This window comes from Nocardia sp. NPDC004573, assembly GCF_053602135.1.
The window spans coordinates 135492-154172 of sequence record NZ_JBSGDA010000012.1 but is presented as its reverse complement, the minus strand read 5'-3'; the positions used below and the strand labels follow the sequence as shown (position 1 = coordinate 154172).

Sequence of the window (18681 nt, the reverse complement as noted above, 5' to 3'; positions counted from 1 at the left end):
GGTAGGTGCGTCGGCATGTCGGAGGTGAACGGCGGCGGTGGCAACGGCCCCGCCGCGCTCGGTGAGTTCGTGGGCAGGCAGGCCGAACTGCGGCGGATCCACGCACTACTGGACTCGTCGAACGCCAGGCTGATCACCTTGGTCGGGCCCGGCGGCATCGGCAAGACGACACTGGCGGTGGAAGCCGTGCGGCGGTACCGCGGCGCGGCGCGGCACACGGTGTACTGGACGCGCCTGGCCCGGCTCGCGGCAGGCGCGGAGACCGGGGCGGTCGCCGAGGAAGTGCTCTTGTCCGTCGCGAAGAACGGCATCGCGGGCCGCTCCGCCTGGGACGGCTTGCTGGAGGTCTTCACCGACGACGGCACCGACCGCACCCTCCTCGTGCTGGACAACTGCGAACACGTGCTGGACGGGGTGGGCCCGCTCGTCATCGGCCTGCTGCAAGAGGTGCCCGGCCTGACCATCGTCGCGACCAGCCGGGAGCCGATCGGCTGGATCGACGAGCACCTGGTGACCGTGCCGCCGCTGGCCAGCGTGCACGCCCTCGAACTGTTCCGGCGGCGAGCCGAGCGCACCGGACGGCCGATTCCCGAGGATCCCGGCCAACTGGCCATCGCCACCCGGATCTGCGGGCACGTCGACAACAACCCGCTGTTCATCCGTCTGGCCGCGGCGCGGCTACTGCACCGGCCACCGGCCATCGTGCTGCGCGAGTTGTCCGGCGACACCGCCGATCGGCGCCTGCAATGGACGCACGGCGCCAGAGGCGGCGTCGGCGAACGGCACCGCAGCGTGCGTGACGTGATCGCCTGGTCCTACGGTCTGTGCACCGCGCCCGAGCAGTTGCTGCTTGACCGCTTGTCGGTGTTCGCCACCGGCTGCGATGCCGAGAACGACGAGACGCAATGCGGCGGAGCCGAGGTGGACGCGATCGTCGCGGTGTGCGCGGACGCGGCGCTGCCCGCCGAGCGGATCGAGGGACTGCTCGAGCGCCTGGTCGAACGGTCGCTGCTTTCGGTCCATCTCACCGCGGCCACGGTGCGCTATTACCTGCTGGAGAGCGTCCGGGTGTTCGTGCGCGACCGCCTGGCCACGCGCGGTGACCACTTGGACGAGGCGCGCCTGCTGGCCCGGCATCGGCGGCACTACCGCGATCGTGTCGCCGCGGGCCCGGCCACCTGGTACGGCCCCAGGGAGCAGGAGTGGATCGACTGGGCGCGGGCGGCTTGGGACAACATCCTCATCGCCGTAGAGACCAGCCTCGACGACCCGGAGGAAGCCGTGGTCGGGCTGGAGACCGCCGCGACGCTGATGGCGTTGCGCGTGCCGTTCATCACCGGGTCGAACCGCGCCATCACCAGCCTGACCGAACAGGCCCTGGAAGTCACCGCGCAGGTCGATCCGCCGCCGACCCGGCTGCGGATCAACGCGACCGCGCTGGTCGGCTGGATCGCCATCTGGCAGGGCAGGCACGCCTACACCGCGCAATTACTGGACGAATGTGCCGCGGAGTGCCTCGATCCGCAGCAGCGGCACCGTTGGCGGGAGACGACGTCGATCGATGCGGGCCTGCCCGCCGCGGTGGAGTTCACCTGGGGCCTCGAACTGCTGCTGATCCATCTCGACCTGCGCGCGGTCGACGTGTTGTCCAGGGCGCGCGAGAAGTTCGCCGCCTTGGGCGACCGGGCCGGAGAGCAGCGGAGTGAACTGTTCGAGGCGCTCACCTACGCGAACCTCGGTGACGCGGATGTCGCGCTCGCGGCCGCGCGGGACCACCTGGACCGGGCCGTCGCTTCCGACGCGGGCTGGGCGACCTCCTGGGCGGAACTGGCCTGGATGATCGCGGTCTCCCGGCACCGCGATCCACGGGAAGCGGTCAAGCTCGGGCAGTCCACCCTGGAACGTCTGCTGGTCACGGGGGACACCTGGACGGCGGGCTGGGTCGCGCATTTCATCATGATGGCGCTGACCTACCTCCTGTCCGCCCGGATCGAGGCGGGCGACACCAGGAGCGCCGAAGCGGTCGCCGCCGCCACCGAGATCGCCCATCTGCAAGGCGGGATCGCGACGTTGCACCGTTCGATGGGCATCGTTGCCGACCGGGTGACGCTGGTGGCCCGCGGCACCGCCCGCGCCGTCGCGGCGGTCACCGCGGTCATCGGCGAGCAGGCCCATGCGGCGGCGGTCGCGCGCGGCGCCCGCCTGCGTCCCGAACGCGACGAACTGCAGTTGCTGCTGCTGGGCAGGTTGCCGGTCGACCAGTTGCCCAGCCCGCGTCCGCAGGCCAAGCCGACAGCGGCCCCCCGCTGGGACGAGCTGACGCCGGCGGAACGGGAGGTCGCCGTGCTGGCGGCGGCCGGCTGGGCCAACAGCGCCATCGCCGCGCGCCGGGGTAGTTCGATCCGGACGGTCGATGCCCAGGTGGCGGCCGTGCGCCGGAAGCTGATGGCGGCCACCAGGGCCGACATCGGCAGGCACGTCCCGGATCACCTCGCGGAGCGGGTCAGGCTGGAATCCGCACGGCGGCCCGCGCGAACGCGAACACGCCCGTAACCGTCGCGACGGTTACGGGCGTGCGGGAGCCGGGTCGGGTCAGGTCAGGGAGCCGTCGTAGCACAGGCTCGACGACCGCCAGGACCGCTGCGGCCCGGTGCCGGGGTCGAAGGACCACTGGTCGATCGAGCCGGCGGCCTTCCACCACAGGGAGCCGCGGCCGTCCGAGACCACCTGGTAGACATCCTCGGAACCCTCGATGAGCTGGCTTCCGACGCAGTAGTCGTTGTATTCCGTGCCGTACTGGCGGGCACCGGGGCTGAACAGGCCCGCGGGGTGGGCGTAGGCGCCCGGGTTGGGAACGGTGCTGGCCTGCCGCACGGCGTGGCCGCGGTGCCAGTAGGGGGCGCCGACCGCGTCGGTGCCGCAGCTGAAGGCCCAGCCGCCTGCGACGACCGTGGTGCCCTGGCCGTAGGCGCCACCGGCCCAGAGGCAGGCAGCGCCCTGAGCCTCGGCGGTGCCCGCGCCGAGGCTCAGGCCGCCCGCCGCCACCGCTGCCGCCGCCAGCAGGGTGAGCGTCCGTGCCGTACCACCGCGCTTGTCGTTACACGCGGTCGTCCGGCGAAGCCCGTTGATCTTAAACATGTGCATTTCTCTTTCGTGCGCTATCCCGGCCGGAGTGGATTTCCGGGATGGTGATACTTCAAGTAATGTGCCGCTGAGTAGCGGTATGGTCAGTCCCGACGGACGTCACGGAAGGTCGTGGGTACGAGTGAGCGAGCCGATCCGGCGATCACTGGCACCAGCGGGCCTGCGGGCGGCAGACGGTGTAGCCGCTGCCGTCCGGGCGGCCGACGCGCGACCAGCTGGGGCTGACGGAGGTGTCGCCCGTGGGGGTGTCGGCCGGTGCGGGGCGGCTCTGGCGCTGGTGGTAGTCGCGGATGGCGTCGTCGTGCTCGTCCGCGCGGCGCGGGTCCCTGTCGCTGTGGTGGTAACCCATCGGGTCGATGTGGTGCCAGCCGTTGGTGTCGCCGGTGCCGTTGCGCGGGTCCGAGGGACTCGAGTGCGACTCGGCGCCCGCGATGCCCGCGGCGCCCGCGGTGAGCATGCCGAGGATCGCGGCGCAGGCGAACAGTCGCCGTGCGGCGGAGTGGGTGGTGGCGGTCATCGTAAGTCTCCGTTCGGATTTCGAGCCGTGCGCGGCAGCACGGTTCGAGCGGCGGCGGTGCGGCGAACGTCGATGGTCGGGGTTGCCGCGCGAGGTGGGGGCGGGGAAGGGATCGGGGCGGCATCCGTCGCGGAGGTGTCGTCCGCGGGGCGGTGCCGGTCGGCTCGGTCCCGGTCGTGGGGGTGGGAAGAGCCCGGCCTGTCGTATCCGTGGCGGCCCGGGTCTGCGGGGCGCGGTGCCGCGACGGTCGCGTCGGGCCCGGCCAGCGCTTCGGCCGGCGCCGGGGTTTCCGGCGTGGCCGCTATCGCGCTCACGATCAGCGGGCGGACGAGCCAGGTCTGTGTCCGTCGCTGGTGCGGCGTGATGCCGGTCATCGTTCGCGTCCGTTCATCTCGCCACCTCGGGATCGGGGATCGGTCCGGTGTGGTCCGATCGGCGGGTCCCTATTTATCGTGCCGTTGGATAACGTCACATTAATCGACGGGTCAATGTCTTGTCGAGCGCTTTCCCAAAATTGGGAAGGATGCTCTGCGCGTCTGTGCGGTCTGCGGCCGTCACCAGCGTCGATGTCCCCGCTGTAGCAGTGGCCGTGCTGTGGGAAATGCGTTGAACCCGAGTTGTCGGGCGGGCGAGCGCACCCGATCGGCGCAGCCGACACCGATGCGAGAGTCGGCAGTGATACCGACTCCCGCCGACTGTGATGGAGGTAGCGCTGGTGGCCGTCGCGGGTTGCGACCAGTCGGCGCTCGCGGTCGAAGCCGGCGGCGGGACGCTCCGAGGGCTCGGCATGACTTGTCGGCGCGACTCGATGCTGTGCGATGAACTCGCTGGTGGCCCGTGGACTTACGCAGACCTCCTTCGTGGTGCGGCGTGGTGGCCGGTACGACCGTTGGAGGCTGCCCGGCAGACGGTAGGCCAACTGCCTCTGATGTCAGGCATGCCCCGGGCGCGTTGTTCGGACATGGCATACGAAAGGGCGCCCGCCGTATGGCGGACGCCCTTTCGCTGAATAGGCCGCTACGGTCCTGTGTGAACCTCGGCGGGGGATGGGGGAAGCCTCTGCACGTCCTTTCGACGCCATCGTGCGCCGCGGAGAAAGTGCGGGATCGGTCTCGCGATCAGGCTTCGGTGACCGCCGCGTATGCCGGAGCCACCGGATCCTTGGCCGCTGATACCCGGCTCGCCTTGGCGGCGGCGGGGTCGCGGAACGGAGCTTCGATCACCGCGCGCTCGCGCCACAGGTAGTACAGCGCGACGGCGAAGATGCTCGTGCCGATCACGTTGGCCAGGAAGTGCCACCAGATACGGTAGGTCGCCGCGCCGGGCCCGGGATCCAGCAGACCGAAGATGGTCGACAGTCCGATCGCCTTGGTGCCGAACGCGACCGTCAGGGTGAGCGCGAGGTGCTCGAGGCCGTGGATGCCTTGCATCAACACCCCCATGCGGCCCCATTTGCGCGCCTTGCTCTCCAGGGCGTGATGGGTCACCAAGGCGACGCCGACCAGTCCGGCGAGGAAGTGGAAATTGCCGACCAGGTGCAGGATCTCCATCCCGAGCGCGGGCTTCATGTGGTTGACCTGCCCGAATCCATTCGCCAGGCCGGTGCCCCACGGGGTCATCCAGGCGGGGGAGTTCGGATGCTGGATCCAATAGCCCACCTGTGCCACATGCTCCTGGAAGTGGCCGATCTGGGCGACCACGCCCAGCGCGATCACTCCGAGCGCGGTGCGGAACATCCATGGGCGCAATGGTTTACGCAACGCGACGACGAGCACGCCGACCGCCGCCCACATGACGACCATCCAGGCCACCATCAAGATCGCACCCAGGATTTCCATCCCGGTCGCTCCGGCTGTGTGGTTCATGGGAACCGCCCTTCTGCGCGCCCTCCGGCAACGGCGACGGATGGGGGGAGTTGCTTCGGAAACGCGTCGAACGCGTTATCCGCAAGATACAAGGCGGCGGCCCGTTCTGTCCGAGATTTCCGAATGCGCTGGCTGCGCTCACAATTGGGTGCGGGCCATACCCGGAAGGCATCAAGCGTGTTCAGGATGGTTGCAAGAAACCCTCGATGATGCGGCGGGCGCGGTCGGCGGCATCCGGATCGCCAATTCGCAGTGCGATATTGGTCGCGCACAACACCGCATCGATCTGGAACGCGGTGAGATCGGCGTCCGAGTTGCCGATCTCACCGGCGGACGCCGCCGCGCGCAGTTCGCGCGCCAGCAGTCGCACCCACGTCCGCTGATCGCGGATGAGGGCGTCGCGGACCGGTCCCGGCTTGCTGTCGTATTCGGCCATGGTCGCGACCCGGAAGCAGCCGCCCGCGAACAGCGGCGTCGCGGCGTAGACGATCCAGTGGTCCACCAAGGCGCGCAGGCGGGCGACGCCGCGCGGCGCGGAGCCGGCCGGTTCGACGACCGCTTCCACGAATCGGTCGCGCGCATAGTCGACGGCGGCCAGTTGCAGTGCTTCCTTCGTGCGGAACAGGGTCTGGATGCCCGCCTTGCTCAGCCCCGTGTCGGTGGCGAGCCTGCCGAAACTGAGTCCTTCCAATCCGTCCAGTGAAGCGATGTCGACCGCCTGGCGCAGCACGGTGGCACGTGTTCGCGCACCGCGCAGCAGACGCTTGTCGGTGATCTCCGCGACCTGCGGGCCACTTTCCATACGGTCGATCGTACGGGCGTCGCCACAGCGGCCGCCTCACGCGCGCTGGTACGGCCACCTCCAGTCGGCGACCTCCGGGATGTCCGCGCCGTGTTCCCTCGTCCACGCGCGAGCCGTCCACCGCGCGTCGACCATTTCCTGGCGCAGGCCCGCGGCCCGCTCGCGCAGACTCGGCACCCGATCGATCACGTCCATCACCAGGTGGTACCGGTCCAGGTCGTTGAGCATCACCATGTCGAACGGCGTGGTCGTCGTACCGCGTTCCTTGTAGCCGCGGACGTGTAGTTCGCCGTGGTTTGCGCGCCGATAGGCCAGCCGGTGGATCAGCCACGGATAACCGTGGAAGGCGAAGATCACCGGCCGGTCCCGAGTGAACAGCGTGTCGAACTCGCTGTCGGACAGGCCGTGCGGATGCTCGTCCGGATGTTGCAAACGCATCAGGTCCACCACGTTGATCACCCGGACACGCAGATCGGGCAGCCGTTCGCGCAGGATCGCGGCGGCGGCGAGGGTCTCCAGCGTCGGCACGTCGCCCGCGCAGGCGAGCACCACGTCCGGCGTCGTGCCGGTCTCGTCTCCGTGGCCCGCCCACGGCCAGATGCCGATGCCGCGCGCGCAGTGCTCGGCGGCCTCGGACACCGACAGCCAGTCGGCCTGGGGCTGCTTGCCCGCGACCACCACGTTGACGTAGTGCCGCGACCGCAGGCAGTGGTCGTAGGTGGACAGCAGGGTGTTGGCGTCCGGCGGTAGGTACACCCGCACGATCGAGGCCTTCTTGTTCAGCACCACGTCCAGGAAGCCGGGATCCTGGTGGGTGAAGCCGTTGTGATCCTGCCGCCAGACGTGCGAGGACAGCAGGTAGTTGAGGCTGGGAACCGGGCGCCGCCACGACACCGCCGCGCTGGCGTCGAGCCATTTGGCGTGCTGGTTGAACATGGCGTCGACGATGTGGATGAACGCTTCGTAACAGGTGAACACGCCGTGCCTGCCGGTCAGCAGATAGCCCTCCAGCAGCCCTTGGCACATGTGTTCGGACAAGACCTCGATCACGCGACCGCCCCGGTCGAGTTTCTGGTCGCGGGGATCGATCTCGGCCTGCCAGTCGCGGCCGGTGACCTCCAGGATGTCCTGCAAACGGTTGCTGGCAAGTTCGTCGGGCGCGAAGGTGAGGAAGTTGTCCGGATTGAGTGCGGTGACCTCCCGCAGCCAGCCGCCGAGCACCCGGGTGGCCTCGTGTTCGGTCGCGCCGGGAGCGGGCACCTCGACGCCGAACTCCCGCCAATCCGGCAGGCGCAGGTCGCGCAGCAGCGCACCGCCGTTGGCGACCGGGTTGGCGCTCATCCGCCGATCGCCGCCGGGCACCTGGGCGAGCAGATCCCCCACCGGCTTGCCGTCGTCGTCGAACAGTTCCTCCGGACGGTAGGAGCGCAGCCACTGCTCCAGCACCGCGCGGTGGCCGGCATCGGTGCGGGCGCCGGGCAACGGCACCTGGTGCGCGCGGAAGGTGCCCTCCACCTGGTCGCCGTCCACCACCGGCGGACAGGTCCAGCCTTTCGGCGTACGCAACACGATCATCGGCCAGGTGGGCCGCTCCCCATCGGCGCCGTCGCGTGCTGCGCGCTGGATTCGATCGATGCGTTCCATACTCGTGTCCACCGCCGCGGCCATCGCCTGATGGACCGCCGCCGGGTCGTCGCCCGCCACGACGATCGGCTCGTAGCCGTATCCGCGCAACAGGGCCAGCAGTTCCGATTCCGGGATGCGCGCCAGGATGGTCGGATTGGCGATCTTGTACTCGTTCAGCGCCAGGATCGGCAGCACCGCGCCGTCGCGCGCCGGATTGAGGAACTTGTTCGCATGCCAGCTCGTCGCCAGCGGTCCCGTCTCCGCCTCGCCGTCGCCGACCACGCAGAACACGGTGAGATCGGGATTGTCCAAGGCCGCGCCGAACGCGTGCAGCAGCGAATACCCGAGTTCCCCGCCCTCATGGAAGGAGCCGGGCGTCTCCGGCGCGCAGTGACTCGGCACCCCGCCGGGGAAGGAGAACTGGTGGAACAGCGCGCCCATGCCCGCGGCGTCCTGCGGGATGTGGCTGTAGCACTCGGAGTAGGTGCCCTCCAGAAAGGCGCACGCGTTCGGGCCGGGACCGCCGTGCCCGGGGCCCGCGACGAAGACGGCGCTCAGGCCGCGTTGCCGGATCGCGCGATTGGCGTGCGCCCAGACCAGATTCAAGCCGGGCACCGTGCCGAAGTGCCCGAGCAGCCGCGGCTTGACGTGCTCCGCCCGCAGCGGTTCACGCAGCAGCGGATTGCCCATCAGATAGATCTGGCCGACCGCGAGATAGTTGGCCGCCCGCCACCACGCGTCGACCGAGTTCAGTTCGTCGCGTTCCAGCGGGCCCGGCACGTCCGCCAGCCGGTAGGGACGCGGGGCGACGGTTCGTCCGCCGGTGCTGCCGACATTGTCCGCCGAAGTATCGCCACCTGCACTTGCCATGTGGGTCATGCGCCGACTCTCCTCACGTTCGGGGCATCGGGGACCGCGGCGCCACGAGCGACCACCATCCCGGTCCTGCGACGGTCGCCGATCGGAATCGACAACGCCGGATGGAGAATTCATCGTCAGCCTAGTCGCCGCGGGCTCGGTGCGGCGGCCGTGCGTGTCGCGGGAAGCTCGCGCCGCCCGATGCCCGTTCGTGGTCTAGGGTCCGCGGCATGCACATTCTCGGAAGGATCCTCGGTATCGGCGCCCTCGCCGCGACGACCATCGCGCTGACGGCTTGCGGCTCGGACGACGAGCCGTCCCCCGCGACCGCGTCGCCGACGAAGACCTCCGCGGCGGCCGGGGCTTCCGCGCAGCGCCCTGCCACGCAGAGCAAAGGCCGGGAGTGCACCGCCGAGGACATCACCGTCAGCGGCGAGTTCGGCGCCGCGCCGAAGATCACCGTTCCGGACAACTGCGACCCGCCGAAGCAGCTGATCGTCAAGGACTTGAAGGAGGGCAGCGGGCCCGGCGCCGAGCCGGGGCAGTCGCTGACCATGAACTACGCGCTGGTCACCTGGTCGGACAAGAAGACGCTGGACAGCTCGTTCGATCGCGGGAAGCCGTTCCAGCTCACCCTGGGCGCGGGCCAGGTGATCGACGGCTGGGACCAAGGACTCGTCGGCGTCCGGGAGGGCTCGCGGCGCTTGCTGATCGTGCCGCCGGAGCTGGGCTACGGCGCGGGCGGTCGCGGGATCGCGCCGTACGAGACGCTGGTCTTCGTCACCGACGCGGTCTCGGTGGGGAAGTAGCGCGGCCGTCGAGCCACCGCCGGGTGCAGGCCCGCTCGGCCGGTCAACTAACCTGGTCGGGATGCGTGGCGTACGCCGCACCCCTCGTCGTCTCGGCCGAGGCCGGGACTCCGGTTCGGATCGGCGCCGGTGGGGGAGTACGGCAGCCGGCGTAGGGCCGCCGCGCCCGCCGTTTCCGACCCCGGAGCGCCGGGGGCGTGGCACCGCACACAGAACGTCAACCAGTACGAACAACGAACAAGGAGCATGTCCGTGAAGAGCACCGTCGAGCAGCTGAGCCCGACCCGGGTCCGGATCAACGTCGAGGTGCCCTTCGAGGAGTTGAAGCCGGATTTCGACCGCGCGTACAAGGCACTGGCCAAGCAGGTCCGCATCCCCGGCTTCCGTCCCGGTAAGGCGCCGGCGAAGCTGCTCGAGGCCCGCCTCGGTCGTGGCGCGATCCTGGAGCAGGTCGTCAACGACGCGCTGCCCGGCCGCTACAGCGAGGCCGTGACCACCTCCGAGGTGAAGGTCATCGGGCAGCCCGAGATCGAGATCACCAAGATCGAGGACGGCCAGGAGCTCGCCTTCACCGCCGAGGTCGATGTGCGTCCGGAGATCACCCTGCCGGACTACTCGAGCATCGCGGTCACCGTCGACGCGTTCACCGTCGGCGACGAGGACATCGAGGAGCAGTTGCAGTCGCTGCGCCAGCGCTTCGGCACCCTGACCGGGGTCGAGCGTCCGGTGCGCGACGGCGACTTCGTCTCCATCGACCTGTCGGCGACCGTCGACGGCCAGGAGGTGGCCGAGGCCGCCACGACCGGCCTGTCCCACGAGGTCGGCTCCGGTCAGCTCATCGAGGGCCTGGACGAGGCGCTGGTCGGGTTGTCGGCCGGCGAGTCGAAGGAGTTCACCTCGACGCTGGTCGCGGGCGAGCACGCGGGCAAGGAGGCGGTCATCACCGTGACGGTGCAGACCGTCAAGGAGCGCGAGCTGCCCGAGGCCGACGACGAGTTCGCCCAGCTGGCCAGCGAATTCGACACGCTGGAGGAGCTGAAGGCCGACCTGCGCAGCCGCGTCGAGCGGGTCAAGAAGGTGCAGCAGGCGGGCGAGATCCGCGACAAGGTGCTGGAGGCCCTGCTCGAGCAGGTCGAGGTGCCGCTGCCCGACGCCGTGGTGCAGGCCGAGATCGACGCCGTGACCCACGACGCGGTGCACGGCTACGACCACGACGAGGCCAAGTTCGCCGAGGCGCTCGAGGCGCAGGGCAGCACCCGCGAGGAGTTCGACGCCGACACCAAGCAGTCCGCCGAGAAGTCGGTCAAGACCCAGCTGCTGCTGGACGCGATCGCCGAGGCGGAGGGCACCCAGGTCGGTCAGGAGGAGCTCACCGAGCGGATCCTGTTCCAGTCGCAGCGCTACGGCCTGTCCCCGGAGCAGTTCATCCAGCAGGTGCAGCAGGCGGGCCAGCTCGGCGCGGTGTTCGCGGACGTGCGGCGAGGCAAGGCGCTGGCGGGCGTGGTCGGTCAGGTGACCGTCACCGACTCCGCGGGCAACCCGGTGGACACCGCCGAAATGTTCGGCGCGCCCGACGATTCGGCGGACGAGGACCAGGCCGGCGAGACGGCCGCGGCGGACGCCGAATAATTTCATGGAATGTCGGTGTGATCGACGCCCGCGAGGTGCGCTGATTGCGCTGTGAGCGAAGAAAGGGCGGTACCGGGAGTTCGGTGCCGCCCTGCTTCGTTAATGTTTGTGACGGCAAGTTGGATAGCCCTGTCCGACCGGGTGCGGCATATCCAACCAGTGATGGCTATGTGGCAATCCGCAACGAGCCGGCGAGAGAAGGCAGGTATCCGTGACAATCAACCAGGCAGGGGTCATGACAACCGCGACTGCTGGTCTCAACCTCAGTGATTCGGTGTACGAGCGCCTGCTGCGTGAGCGCATCATCTTCCTGGGCACGCAGGTCGACGACGACATCGCGAACAAGCTGTGCGCGCAGATCCTGCTGCTGTCGGCGGAGGATCCCACCAAGGACATCTCGCTCTACATCAACTCGCCGGGCGGCTCGGTGACCGCGGGCATGGCCATCTACGACACGATGCAGTTCGCCGAGTGCGACATCGCCACTTACGGCATGGGCCTGGCCGCGTCCATGGGGCAGTTCCTGCTCACCGCGGGCACCAAGGGCAAGCGTTACGCGCTGCCGCACGCGCGCATCATGATGCACCAGCCCTCCGCGGGGATCGGCGGCTCGGCGGCCGACATCGCGATCATGGCCGAGCAGTTCGCGCACACCAAGCGTGAGCTGAACGAGCTGCAGGCGCTGCACACCGGCAAGTCGGTCGAGCAGGTCACCGCCGACGCCGACCGCGACCGCTGGTTCACCGCGTCCGAAGCCCTGGAGTACGGCTTCATCGACCACGTGATCAGCCACGCGAACCAGGCCAACGGCGCCAAGAAGTAACGCACCGGATCACCCCACAGGCCCCCGGACACCTCGAAGGTCCGGCCGCCACACCGACTTTGGAGACTCAGATGGCCAATTCGATCGACCCGCGCGCCGGCCTGTCCGGCATCGCACCGCAGAGCCCGCAGGCGCGCTACATCCTGCCGTCGTTCATCGAGCACTCGAGCTTCGGCGTCAAGGAGTCCAACCCGTACAACAAGCTGTTCGAGGAGCGCATCATCTTCCTCGGCGTGCAGGTGGACGACGCCTCGGCGAACGACATCATGGCGCAGCTGCTGGTGCTGGAGTCGCTGGACCCCGACCGCGACATCACCATGTACATCAACTCGCCGGGTGGCTCGTTCACCTCGCTGATGGCCATCTACGACACCATGCAGTACGTGCGCGCCGACGTCGCCACGGTCTGCCTGGGCCAAGCGGCCTCGGCCGCGGCCGTGCTGCTGGCCGCGGGCACCCCCGGCAAGCGCGCCTGCCTGCCCAACGCCCGCGTGCTGATCCACCAGCCGTCGCTGGAGGGCGGCATCCAGGGGCAGGTGTCGGACCTGGAGATCCAGGCCGCCGAGATCGAGCGCATGCGTCGCCTGATGGAGACCACCCTCGCGCGGCACACCGGCAAGGACGCCGACACCATCCGTAAGGACACCGACCGTGACAAGATCCTGACGGCCGAGGAGGCCAAGGAGTACGGGATCATCGACACGGTGTTCGATTACCGCAAGCTGAGCGCGCAGAAATAAGGCGCCGATCGTCGTTCCGGCCGGGCCGGGACGGCGGTGCGAATTGCCGATCCCGGCGGCGATTCGCTCGAATTCGCTCTATGACAGGGAATTCCGGCCGGGAAGTATGCAATGGGGCATGCCGCCCGGCCGGACCGCTTACCCGCCGCCGTGGGTTCGAGAATGTGTTCGAACCCCGGCGTGGCGCGCTGGGCGGTCCGGAGGTGTCGATTGTCCGATCCGACGGGCGCTTCGTCTTTCGGCGTCGTGACGACTCGCACAACCCGCGCGAGAAACATGCGCGAGTTGTCGACCTCCATCCCGAACACCGGGTACGGTCGACCTAGGGACCTTTGCTCCCGGTTGACAGCACTGCCCACCGGCCACGAATCAGCCGATGCGTTTGCGGCTGCGAAAGTGGTGGACAGCTGGCAACCTGGACGGACGGTTGCACGCGGACAAGGAAGTAGGGACCCACGAGATGGCGCGCATCGGAGATGGCGGCGATCTGCTGAAGTGCTCGTTCTGCGGAAAGAGCCAGAAGCAGGTCAAGAAGCTCATTGCGGGACCAGGGGTGTACATCTGCGACGAGTGCATCGATCTCTGCAACGAGATCATCGAGGAGGAACTCGCCGAGTCCAGCGAGGTCAAGCTCGATGAGCTGCCCAAGCCGGCCGAGATCCGGGACTTCCTGGAGAACTACGTCATCGGCCAGGACACCGCCAAACGCACTCTCGCGGTGGCCGTCTACAATCATTACAAGCGCATTCAGGCCGGGGACAAGGGTCGCGACAGCCGCGGCGAGACCGTCGAACTGGCCAAGTCCAACATCCTGATGCTGGGTCCCACGGGCTGCGGCAAGACCTACCTGGCCCAGACGTTGGCGAAGATGCTGAACGTTCCGTTCGCCATCGCCGACGCCACCGCGCTGACCGAGGCCGGATACGTCGGCGAGGATGTCGAGAACATCCTGCTGAAGCTGATCCAGGCCGCCGACTACGATGTCAAGCGCGCCGAGACCGGCATCATCTACATCGACGAGGTCGACAAGATCGCCCGCAAGAGCGAGAACCCGTCGATCACCCGCGACGTGTCCGGTGAGGGCGTGCAGCAGGCGCTGCTGAAGATCCTGGAGGGCACCCAGGCGAGCGTGCCGCCGCAGGGCGGACGCAAGCATCCGCACCAGGAGTTCATCCAGATCGACACCACGAATGTGCTGTTCATCGTGGCGGGCGCCTTCGCGGGCCTGGAGAAGATCATCTCCGACCGCACCGGCCACCGCGGCATCGGCTTCGGCGCCGAGGTGCGGTCCAAGGCCGAGATCGACACGACCGATCACTTCGCGGAGGTCATGCCCGAGGACCTGATCAAGTTCGGCCTGATCCCCGAGTTCATCGGCCGTCTGCCCGTCGTGGCCTCGGTGACGAACCTGGACAAGGAATCGCTGGTCAAGATACTGTCCGAGCCGAAGAACGCGCTGGTCAAGCAGTACGTCCGGTTGTTCGAGATGGATGGGGTCGATCTCGAGTTCACCGACGACGCGCTGGAGGCCGTCGCCGACCAGGCGATTCTGCGCGGCACCGGCGCGCGCGGCCTGCGGGCGATCATGGAAGAGGTCCTGCAGCCCGCGATGTACGACATCCCCAGCCGCGACGACGTCGCGAAGGTGGTCGTGAATGCGGACACGGTCAACGACAACGTGCTGCCCACCATCGTGCCGCGCAAGCCGCAGCGTTCGGAGCGCCGCGAGAAGTCGGCGTAATACAGGTGTGGCGGCCACTCCTCGGGGGTACTCGTTCGTGAGGGTTGAGCAAACAGCCTAGTTCCGGCGGCCCTCTGGGCCGGAGCGCATCGGTACCGCAAGCAATCGTCCGAAGATTCGCTGCGGGCGACAGGACCGAGGTCCTCATGTCGGCAGGTTTGGCCAACCCCACGTACGTTCTCAACGCTGCTCGCAATGCCGATCACCCCGCCGAGCGGCTCAGGATCTCCGTCACCGCCCCGAGCGACCGGGTCACGCTCTGCGCGCTGGCGGGCGAGGTCGACCACTACACCGTCGAGGTGTTCCGCCGCAGAGTGATCGGCTCGTTGGGGACGGCCGCGCCCCTGGTGGTCCTCGATCTGTCCAAAGTGACGTTCTTCGGCGTCGCCGGGCTGTACGTCTTGGTCGACGCGCGGTCCGTGCTGACGCAGACCGGGCGCAGGCTGCGCCTGGTCACCGGCACGCGGTGCGTGGACCGGCTGCTGCAGCTGGCCGATGATCTCGGGCACTTCGAGACCAGGACGAGCCTCGCCGACGCCGTCCTGGACGTGGCGTGACGCGCGGCACCAGTCGTTACGATCGGATCATGTTCGCCAACCGGCGCTTGGAGCGCAAGGTCGACGCGTTGCACGTCAAGCTCGATCTGATCATGGCCCAGTTGGGCATCGAGACCCCTGCTGCCGAGGCCGCTGCGGTCGCACGGCCGCTTGCGGTGCCGCATGTCCCGCGGGGCGATGGCATGGTCGAGGTCGACGCACTCCTGAGGCAGGGCAAGAAGATTCACGCGATCAAGCGGTATCGCGAGTTGACGGGGTGCGGGCTCAAAGAGGCCAAGGACGCCGTCGAACGGCGATACCCGTAGTAAGAAGTCCACCGCTTCCAACTGCCTTGCACGCGGCGGTTCGAGTCGGCGGCGGGCGGTCCCGCGACGTGGCAGGACCTCTGCTGCGTTACCGAGCGATGTCTAGCTGTGCGCGCCCTGCACCATCGGGGCGTGCAGATCCAGGGAAAGGCCGGTGTCCGCACCGGTGCGGATGTCCTCTGAGGAGCCATCCGGCAAGGGGCCGTGCCCGGTCGGGTCGGGCAGGCTGCGCACCTGCTCGGTGGCGTAGCTGATGGCACGTCCGTATCGCGCGCTGGCGGCGTCGTGGATGAGCAGCGCGACGCCGATCATCACCGGGGCGACCCCGTGCACGGCGGCGTCGAACCATCGCCCGGCACTCACGTACGGGTAGGTGTTCAATCCCACGGTGAGCGCGAGCAAGGCGATCTCGGCGGCCGCCACTTGGCTGCGGTTGTCCAGCACGCCCCACTCGGTGACTTTGTTCGTGCCGATCATGATGATGATCAGTGACACGCTGATCATCGCTTCGAGTAGGTAGCTGAACCAGTACAGCGGATCGGTGGGTCCGCCCGGCGCGATGTTGTGCTGGACGTTGACCGCCGACCACAGCATCCCGGCGGCCACCACGCCCGCCAGCGCGCCGAGCGACCAGGAGCGGTGCCGGTACAGCGACGCCAGCCTGGCATGCGGGCTGGACGCGCGGCGCTGCGCGGCGATGGCCTTGCGTGCCAGCAGCAGATCTCTGATCTCGGCCTTCTCGATCGCCTCCGCGGTGTGCCGCGCCCGGTCGGAGGCGGAGGCGGACGCCTCGGCCTGCTTCCAGCGCTGATCGCGATCCTGGGTCCGGATGCGTTCGGCCAGTTCGCGTTCCGCGAACAGTTCCTCCTCCGACAGCGCGCCGGTCAGTGCCGGGTCGAACTGGTAGGCGAGACGGCCGCGAGCCTTCTCGACTCGTCTCGCCAGCCGCGCGACGTCGTCGTCGGAGGTCTGTTCGTCGAGCATGCGGCTCCAAACGGTTGAACGGAGGGGAACTCGAGAAACCGAAGACGTCGGCACGGCCCGCCGAGCGGCGAAATTCGCCACGGCAGTTCGCCGACCGCGATACGGCCAGGCGACGTCAACACCCCCTATTCTTAGTGCATTTCGGGCCGTAGCGACAGTCCGGAGCGGAGGCGGCGGTGAAAGGCCAGGTCCGGCCCGGACCTCTCCCGCAGCGCCACGGCCGTTTCACGCCCAGGGCACCCGGCACGAATCGGTGCTGAAGCCCTGCGCAGTGATCCCGAGCGCCGAATTGAACCGCGCGCGCGAGTTTTCCAGTGCGATGTGGTAGCTGAGCTCCACGACGCCGGCGCGACCGAAGCGTCGCTCCAGGTCGGCGACCTGTTCGTCGGTGACCGCGGTCGGCGTGGCCGTCATCGCGTCGGCGTAGGCGATGGCGGCGCGCTCGTCCTCGGAGTAGAGCGGCGAGGTCGCGTAGTCGGCGATGTGCTCGAGCCGTGCGACGTCCAGTTCGCCCAGGCGCATGAGCATGGCGCCGAAGTCGACGCACCAGGAACAGCCGATGGTCCACGCCGTGCGATAGACCGCGATCTCGCGGATGACGGCGGGCAGGGCGGTGCTGGCCTTGTCGACCATGGTCTCGTGGATAGCGCCGGCCCGCAGCAGTCCCGGATGGTTGGCGGTGACGGCGAAGGGCTCCGGCACTTCCCGGAAGCGGCGCTTGGCCAGCCGGTAGAGCAGCTTGGTCGTCGGTCCGGCCTGCTGCGGGGTGACGGCGGCGATACGGGTGGCGCCCATGTCGATCTCCTTCGATCAGCGGATCTGGTTCCTACTTCTCGGACGAGAGACCGTGCGGGAATGTGATGGGGCCGCGATGTGACGTGGCGCACCCGGCCGCCGTGCGCGTTACTCGGGCTCGACCCGCATGTCCTCCTGGCTCCAGTAGGCGCGCATCCCGGTGATCCGGCCTTCCTCGTCGAACTCCATCACGTCGATCGGCGACAGGACGAAGCGCTGTCCGCCGACCCTGGTGACGATGGTGAACGGGAACGCGGCCTGATTGCCCGCGATCCTGACATCCTCGGGCCGCAGCTCGGTCTCCCGATCCAGTGCGGCGATCACCTCGTAGAACTCGCGGATGGCGGCGTGACCCCGCTTGGGTGGGGTGCCGACCGGGTCCTCCACGACCGCGTCGGACGCGTACAGCTCGACGATGTCCTCGGTCGGGCCCGAGCCCACCAGCTTGACGTACTGCTCGACCACGTCGCGGATCTGCTTGGCCATCGAGTCTCCTCCAAAGTGAAACGTGTTCTAATTCTTAGCCTAGCAAGGTCGCGCGCCCGATTCGATCCCCTCCGCCTCGTCCAGCACGACGATCCGGACTCCGGTGGCCAGCAGCGTGGTGGCCGACAGCCCGAACAGGGTGCGAAAGGCATCGCTGAAGTGGGACGGGCTGGCGAACCCCGCCTGGACCGACGCCACGGTGAGGTTCGCGCCCTCGGCGACCGCGCGTGCGGCGCCGAGCATCCTGGCCCAGAGCCGGTACCGCCGGAAGGAGGTTCCCGCTTGTGCGGCGAACAGGTGCAGGAAGCGCGACTCCGACAAGTGCGCGGCCGCGGCGAACCGGTCGGCGGGGATATCCCGTGCCGGATGGGCCAGCAGGGCCGCCATCGCCTCCGCCACGCGGTCGTCCGGCGCGGGGACCGGCGCCGTTCCGGCGAGCCCGGCCAACGCGCACGGATCGGGACGCGGTTGCGTCGCTGCGGCGGCCAGTGCGGCCTCCGCCCGGTGGTCCAGTCCGAATTCGTTGTGCCACCGCGTCATCCGCTCCCGGCATGCCCGGGCGCCGCGCGAGGCGGGATCCAGATAGCAGAACAGCATCTGGTCGCCGCCCGCGACCAGCCGGTGCACCCGGCGCGGCGGAATCAGCGCGCTGCGCAGGACGTGCGTACCGTCGCCGGTCTCGAGCGAGAACGGAGCGTCCAGCCCTACGGCGAGGCAGTCGACCGCGGTCGAATGCGCGTTCAGACGCAGCGACGGCCCGCGATAGATCGCCTGCCCGGCCCACAGCCACAGAACCGCGGACGAGGGCGTGCCCGGCGGAGTGCTCGGCGCCATGCCGCCATGCTGTCACGGCTGTGCGCGGCGTGCTGTCATTCTGTCGTCGCGGGATCGGGCGCCGTCCGGAGTGATCGACCGGATCCGGGCTCGGGGGATCGCCGTTGATCCCCCTGGTTCGCCGTTGAACCATGACCCGCGTTGGATGTGTGCTGATTCTGTCGGG

17 protein-coding genes are annotated in these 18681 nt (G+C 68.8%); 8 read left to right on the top strand and 9 right to left on the bottom strand.

The annotated features are described in order from the left end of the window. The first annotated feature begins 15 nt into the window (after positions 1–15). Entirely contained in the window at positions 16–2553 is a 2538-nt protein-coding gene (locus ACWEKR_RS20445) for an ATP-binding protein (protein WP_452355810.1), read from the top strand. A 39-nt stretch (positions 2554–2592) separates the two neighbouring features. On the opposite strand, the gene ACWEKR_RS20440 is transcribed toward ACWEKR_RS20445, so the two are convergent. From ACWEKR_RS20440 to ACWEKR_RS20420, 5 genes are all read right to left on the bottom strand, one after another. Further along, entirely contained in the window at positions 2593–3138 is a 546-nt protein-coding gene (locus ACWEKR_RS20440; protein ID WP_159845395.1) for a hypothetical protein, read from the bottom strand. A gap of 148 nt (positions 3139–3286) precedes the next feature. Next, positions 3287–3661 carry a hypothetical protein gene (locus tag ACWEKR_RS20435; RefSeq protein ID WP_452355809.1) on the bottom strand — a complete coding sequence of 125 codons (375 nt, stop codon included), beginning with the start codon at positions 3659–3661 and terminating at the stop codon, positions 3287–3289. Positions 3662–4779: 1118 nt separating this feature from the next. Beyond that, positions 4780–5526 carry a DUF6008 family protein gene (locus tag ACWEKR_RS20430; protein WP_195087179.1) on the bottom strand — a complete coding sequence of 249 codons (747 nt, stop codon included), beginning with the start codon at positions 5524–5526 and terminating at the stop codon, positions 4780–4782. Between the two features lie 181 nt (positions 5527–5707). Next, positions 5708–6328, bottom strand: coding sequence for a TetR/AcrR family transcriptional regulator (locus tag ACWEKR_RS20425; RefSeq protein ID WP_452355808.1), 621 nt, complete (start codon positions 6326–6328; stop codon positions 5708–5710). Between the two features lie 36 nt (positions 6329–6364). After that, positions 6365–8833 (bottom strand): phosphoketolase family protein, encoded by a 2469-nt coding sequence (locus ACWEKR_RS20420; RefSeq protein WP_452355807.1) that lies wholly within the window; start codon positions 8831–8833, stop codon positions 6365–6367. Between the two features lie 209 nt (positions 8834–9042). On the opposite strand from ACWEKR_RS20420, the gene ACWEKR_RS20415 reads away from it, so the two are divergent. From ACWEKR_RS20415 to ACWEKR_RS20385, 7 genes are all read left to right on the top strand, one after another. After that, on the top strand, positions 9043–9621 hold the full coding sequence (locus ACWEKR_RS20415; RefSeq protein ID WP_452355806.1) for an FKBP-type peptidyl-prolyl cis-trans isomerase: 579 nt from the start codon (positions 9043–9045) through the stop codon (positions 9619–9621). Positions 9622–9873: 252 nt separating this feature from the next. Continuing rightward, the gene (tig, locus tag ACWEKR_RS20410) at positions 9874–11250 is read left to right on the top strand and encodes a trigger factor (RefSeq protein WP_452355805.1); all 1377 of its coding nucleotides are present in this window, start codon (positions 9874–9876) and stop codon (positions 11248–11250) included. Positions 11251–11485: 235 nt separating this feature from the next. Beyond that, entirely contained in the window at positions 11486–12073 is a 588-nt protein-coding gene (locus tag ACWEKR_RS20405; protein ID WP_039796608.1) for an ATP-dependent Clp protease proteolytic subunit, read from the top strand. Positions 12074–12144: 71 nt separating this feature from the next. Beyond that, positions 12145–12813: an ATP-dependent Clp protease proteolytic subunit gene (locus ACWEKR_RS20400; protein WP_043721507.1), complete on the top strand. Its 669-nt coding sequence runs from the start codon at positions 12145–12147 to the stop codon at positions 12811–12813. Between the two features lie 460 nt (positions 12814–13273). Further along, positions 13274–14554, top strand: coding sequence for an ATP-dependent Clp protease ATP-binding subunit ClpX (clpX, locus tag ACWEKR_RS20395; protein ID WP_159845470.1), 1281 nt, complete (start codon positions 13274–13276; stop codon positions 14552–14554). A 146-nt stretch (positions 14555–14700) separates the two neighbouring features. Continuing rightward, positions 14701–15111, top strand: a complete 411-nt coding sequence (locus ACWEKR_RS20390; RefSeq protein WP_452355804.1) for an STAS domain-containing protein — start codon at positions 14701–14703, stop codon at positions 15109–15111. 29 nt (positions 15112–15140) lie between these two features. Next, positions 15141–15416, top strand: a complete 276-nt coding sequence (locus ACWEKR_RS20385; RefSeq protein ID WP_452355803.1) for a ribosomal protein L7/L12 — start codon at positions 15141–15143, stop codon at positions 15414–15416. Between the two features lie 102 nt (positions 15417–15518). On the opposite strand, the gene ACWEKR_RS20380 is transcribed toward ACWEKR_RS20385, so the two are convergent. From ACWEKR_RS20380 to ACWEKR_RS20365, 4 genes are all read right to left on the bottom strand, one after another. Beyond that, on the bottom strand, positions 15519–16400 hold the full coding sequence (locus ACWEKR_RS20380) for a hypothetical protein (RefSeq protein WP_452355802.1): 882 nt from the start codon (positions 16398–16400) through the stop codon (positions 15519–15521). 225 nt (positions 16401–16625) lie between these two features. Continuing rightward, complete coding sequence (locus tag ACWEKR_RS20375; RefSeq protein WP_281874961.1) at positions 16626–17195, bottom strand: carboxymuconolactone decarboxylase family protein; 570 nt, start codon at positions 17193–17195, stop codon at positions 16626–16628. Positions 17196–17303: 108 nt separating this feature from the next. Next, a complete protein-coding gene (locus tag ACWEKR_RS20370) occupies positions 17304–17681 on the bottom strand; it encodes a nuclear transport factor 2 family protein (protein ID WP_452355801.1) in 378 nt (125 codons plus the stop codon). Positions 17682–17720: 39 nt separating this feature from the next. Further along, positions 17721–18515 carry a helix-turn-helix domain-containing protein gene (locus ACWEKR_RS20365; protein ID WP_452355800.1) on the bottom strand — a complete coding sequence of 265 codons (795 nt, stop codon included), beginning with the start codon at positions 18513–18515 and terminating at the stop codon, positions 17721–17723. Positions 18516–18681: the final 166 nt, after the last annotated feature.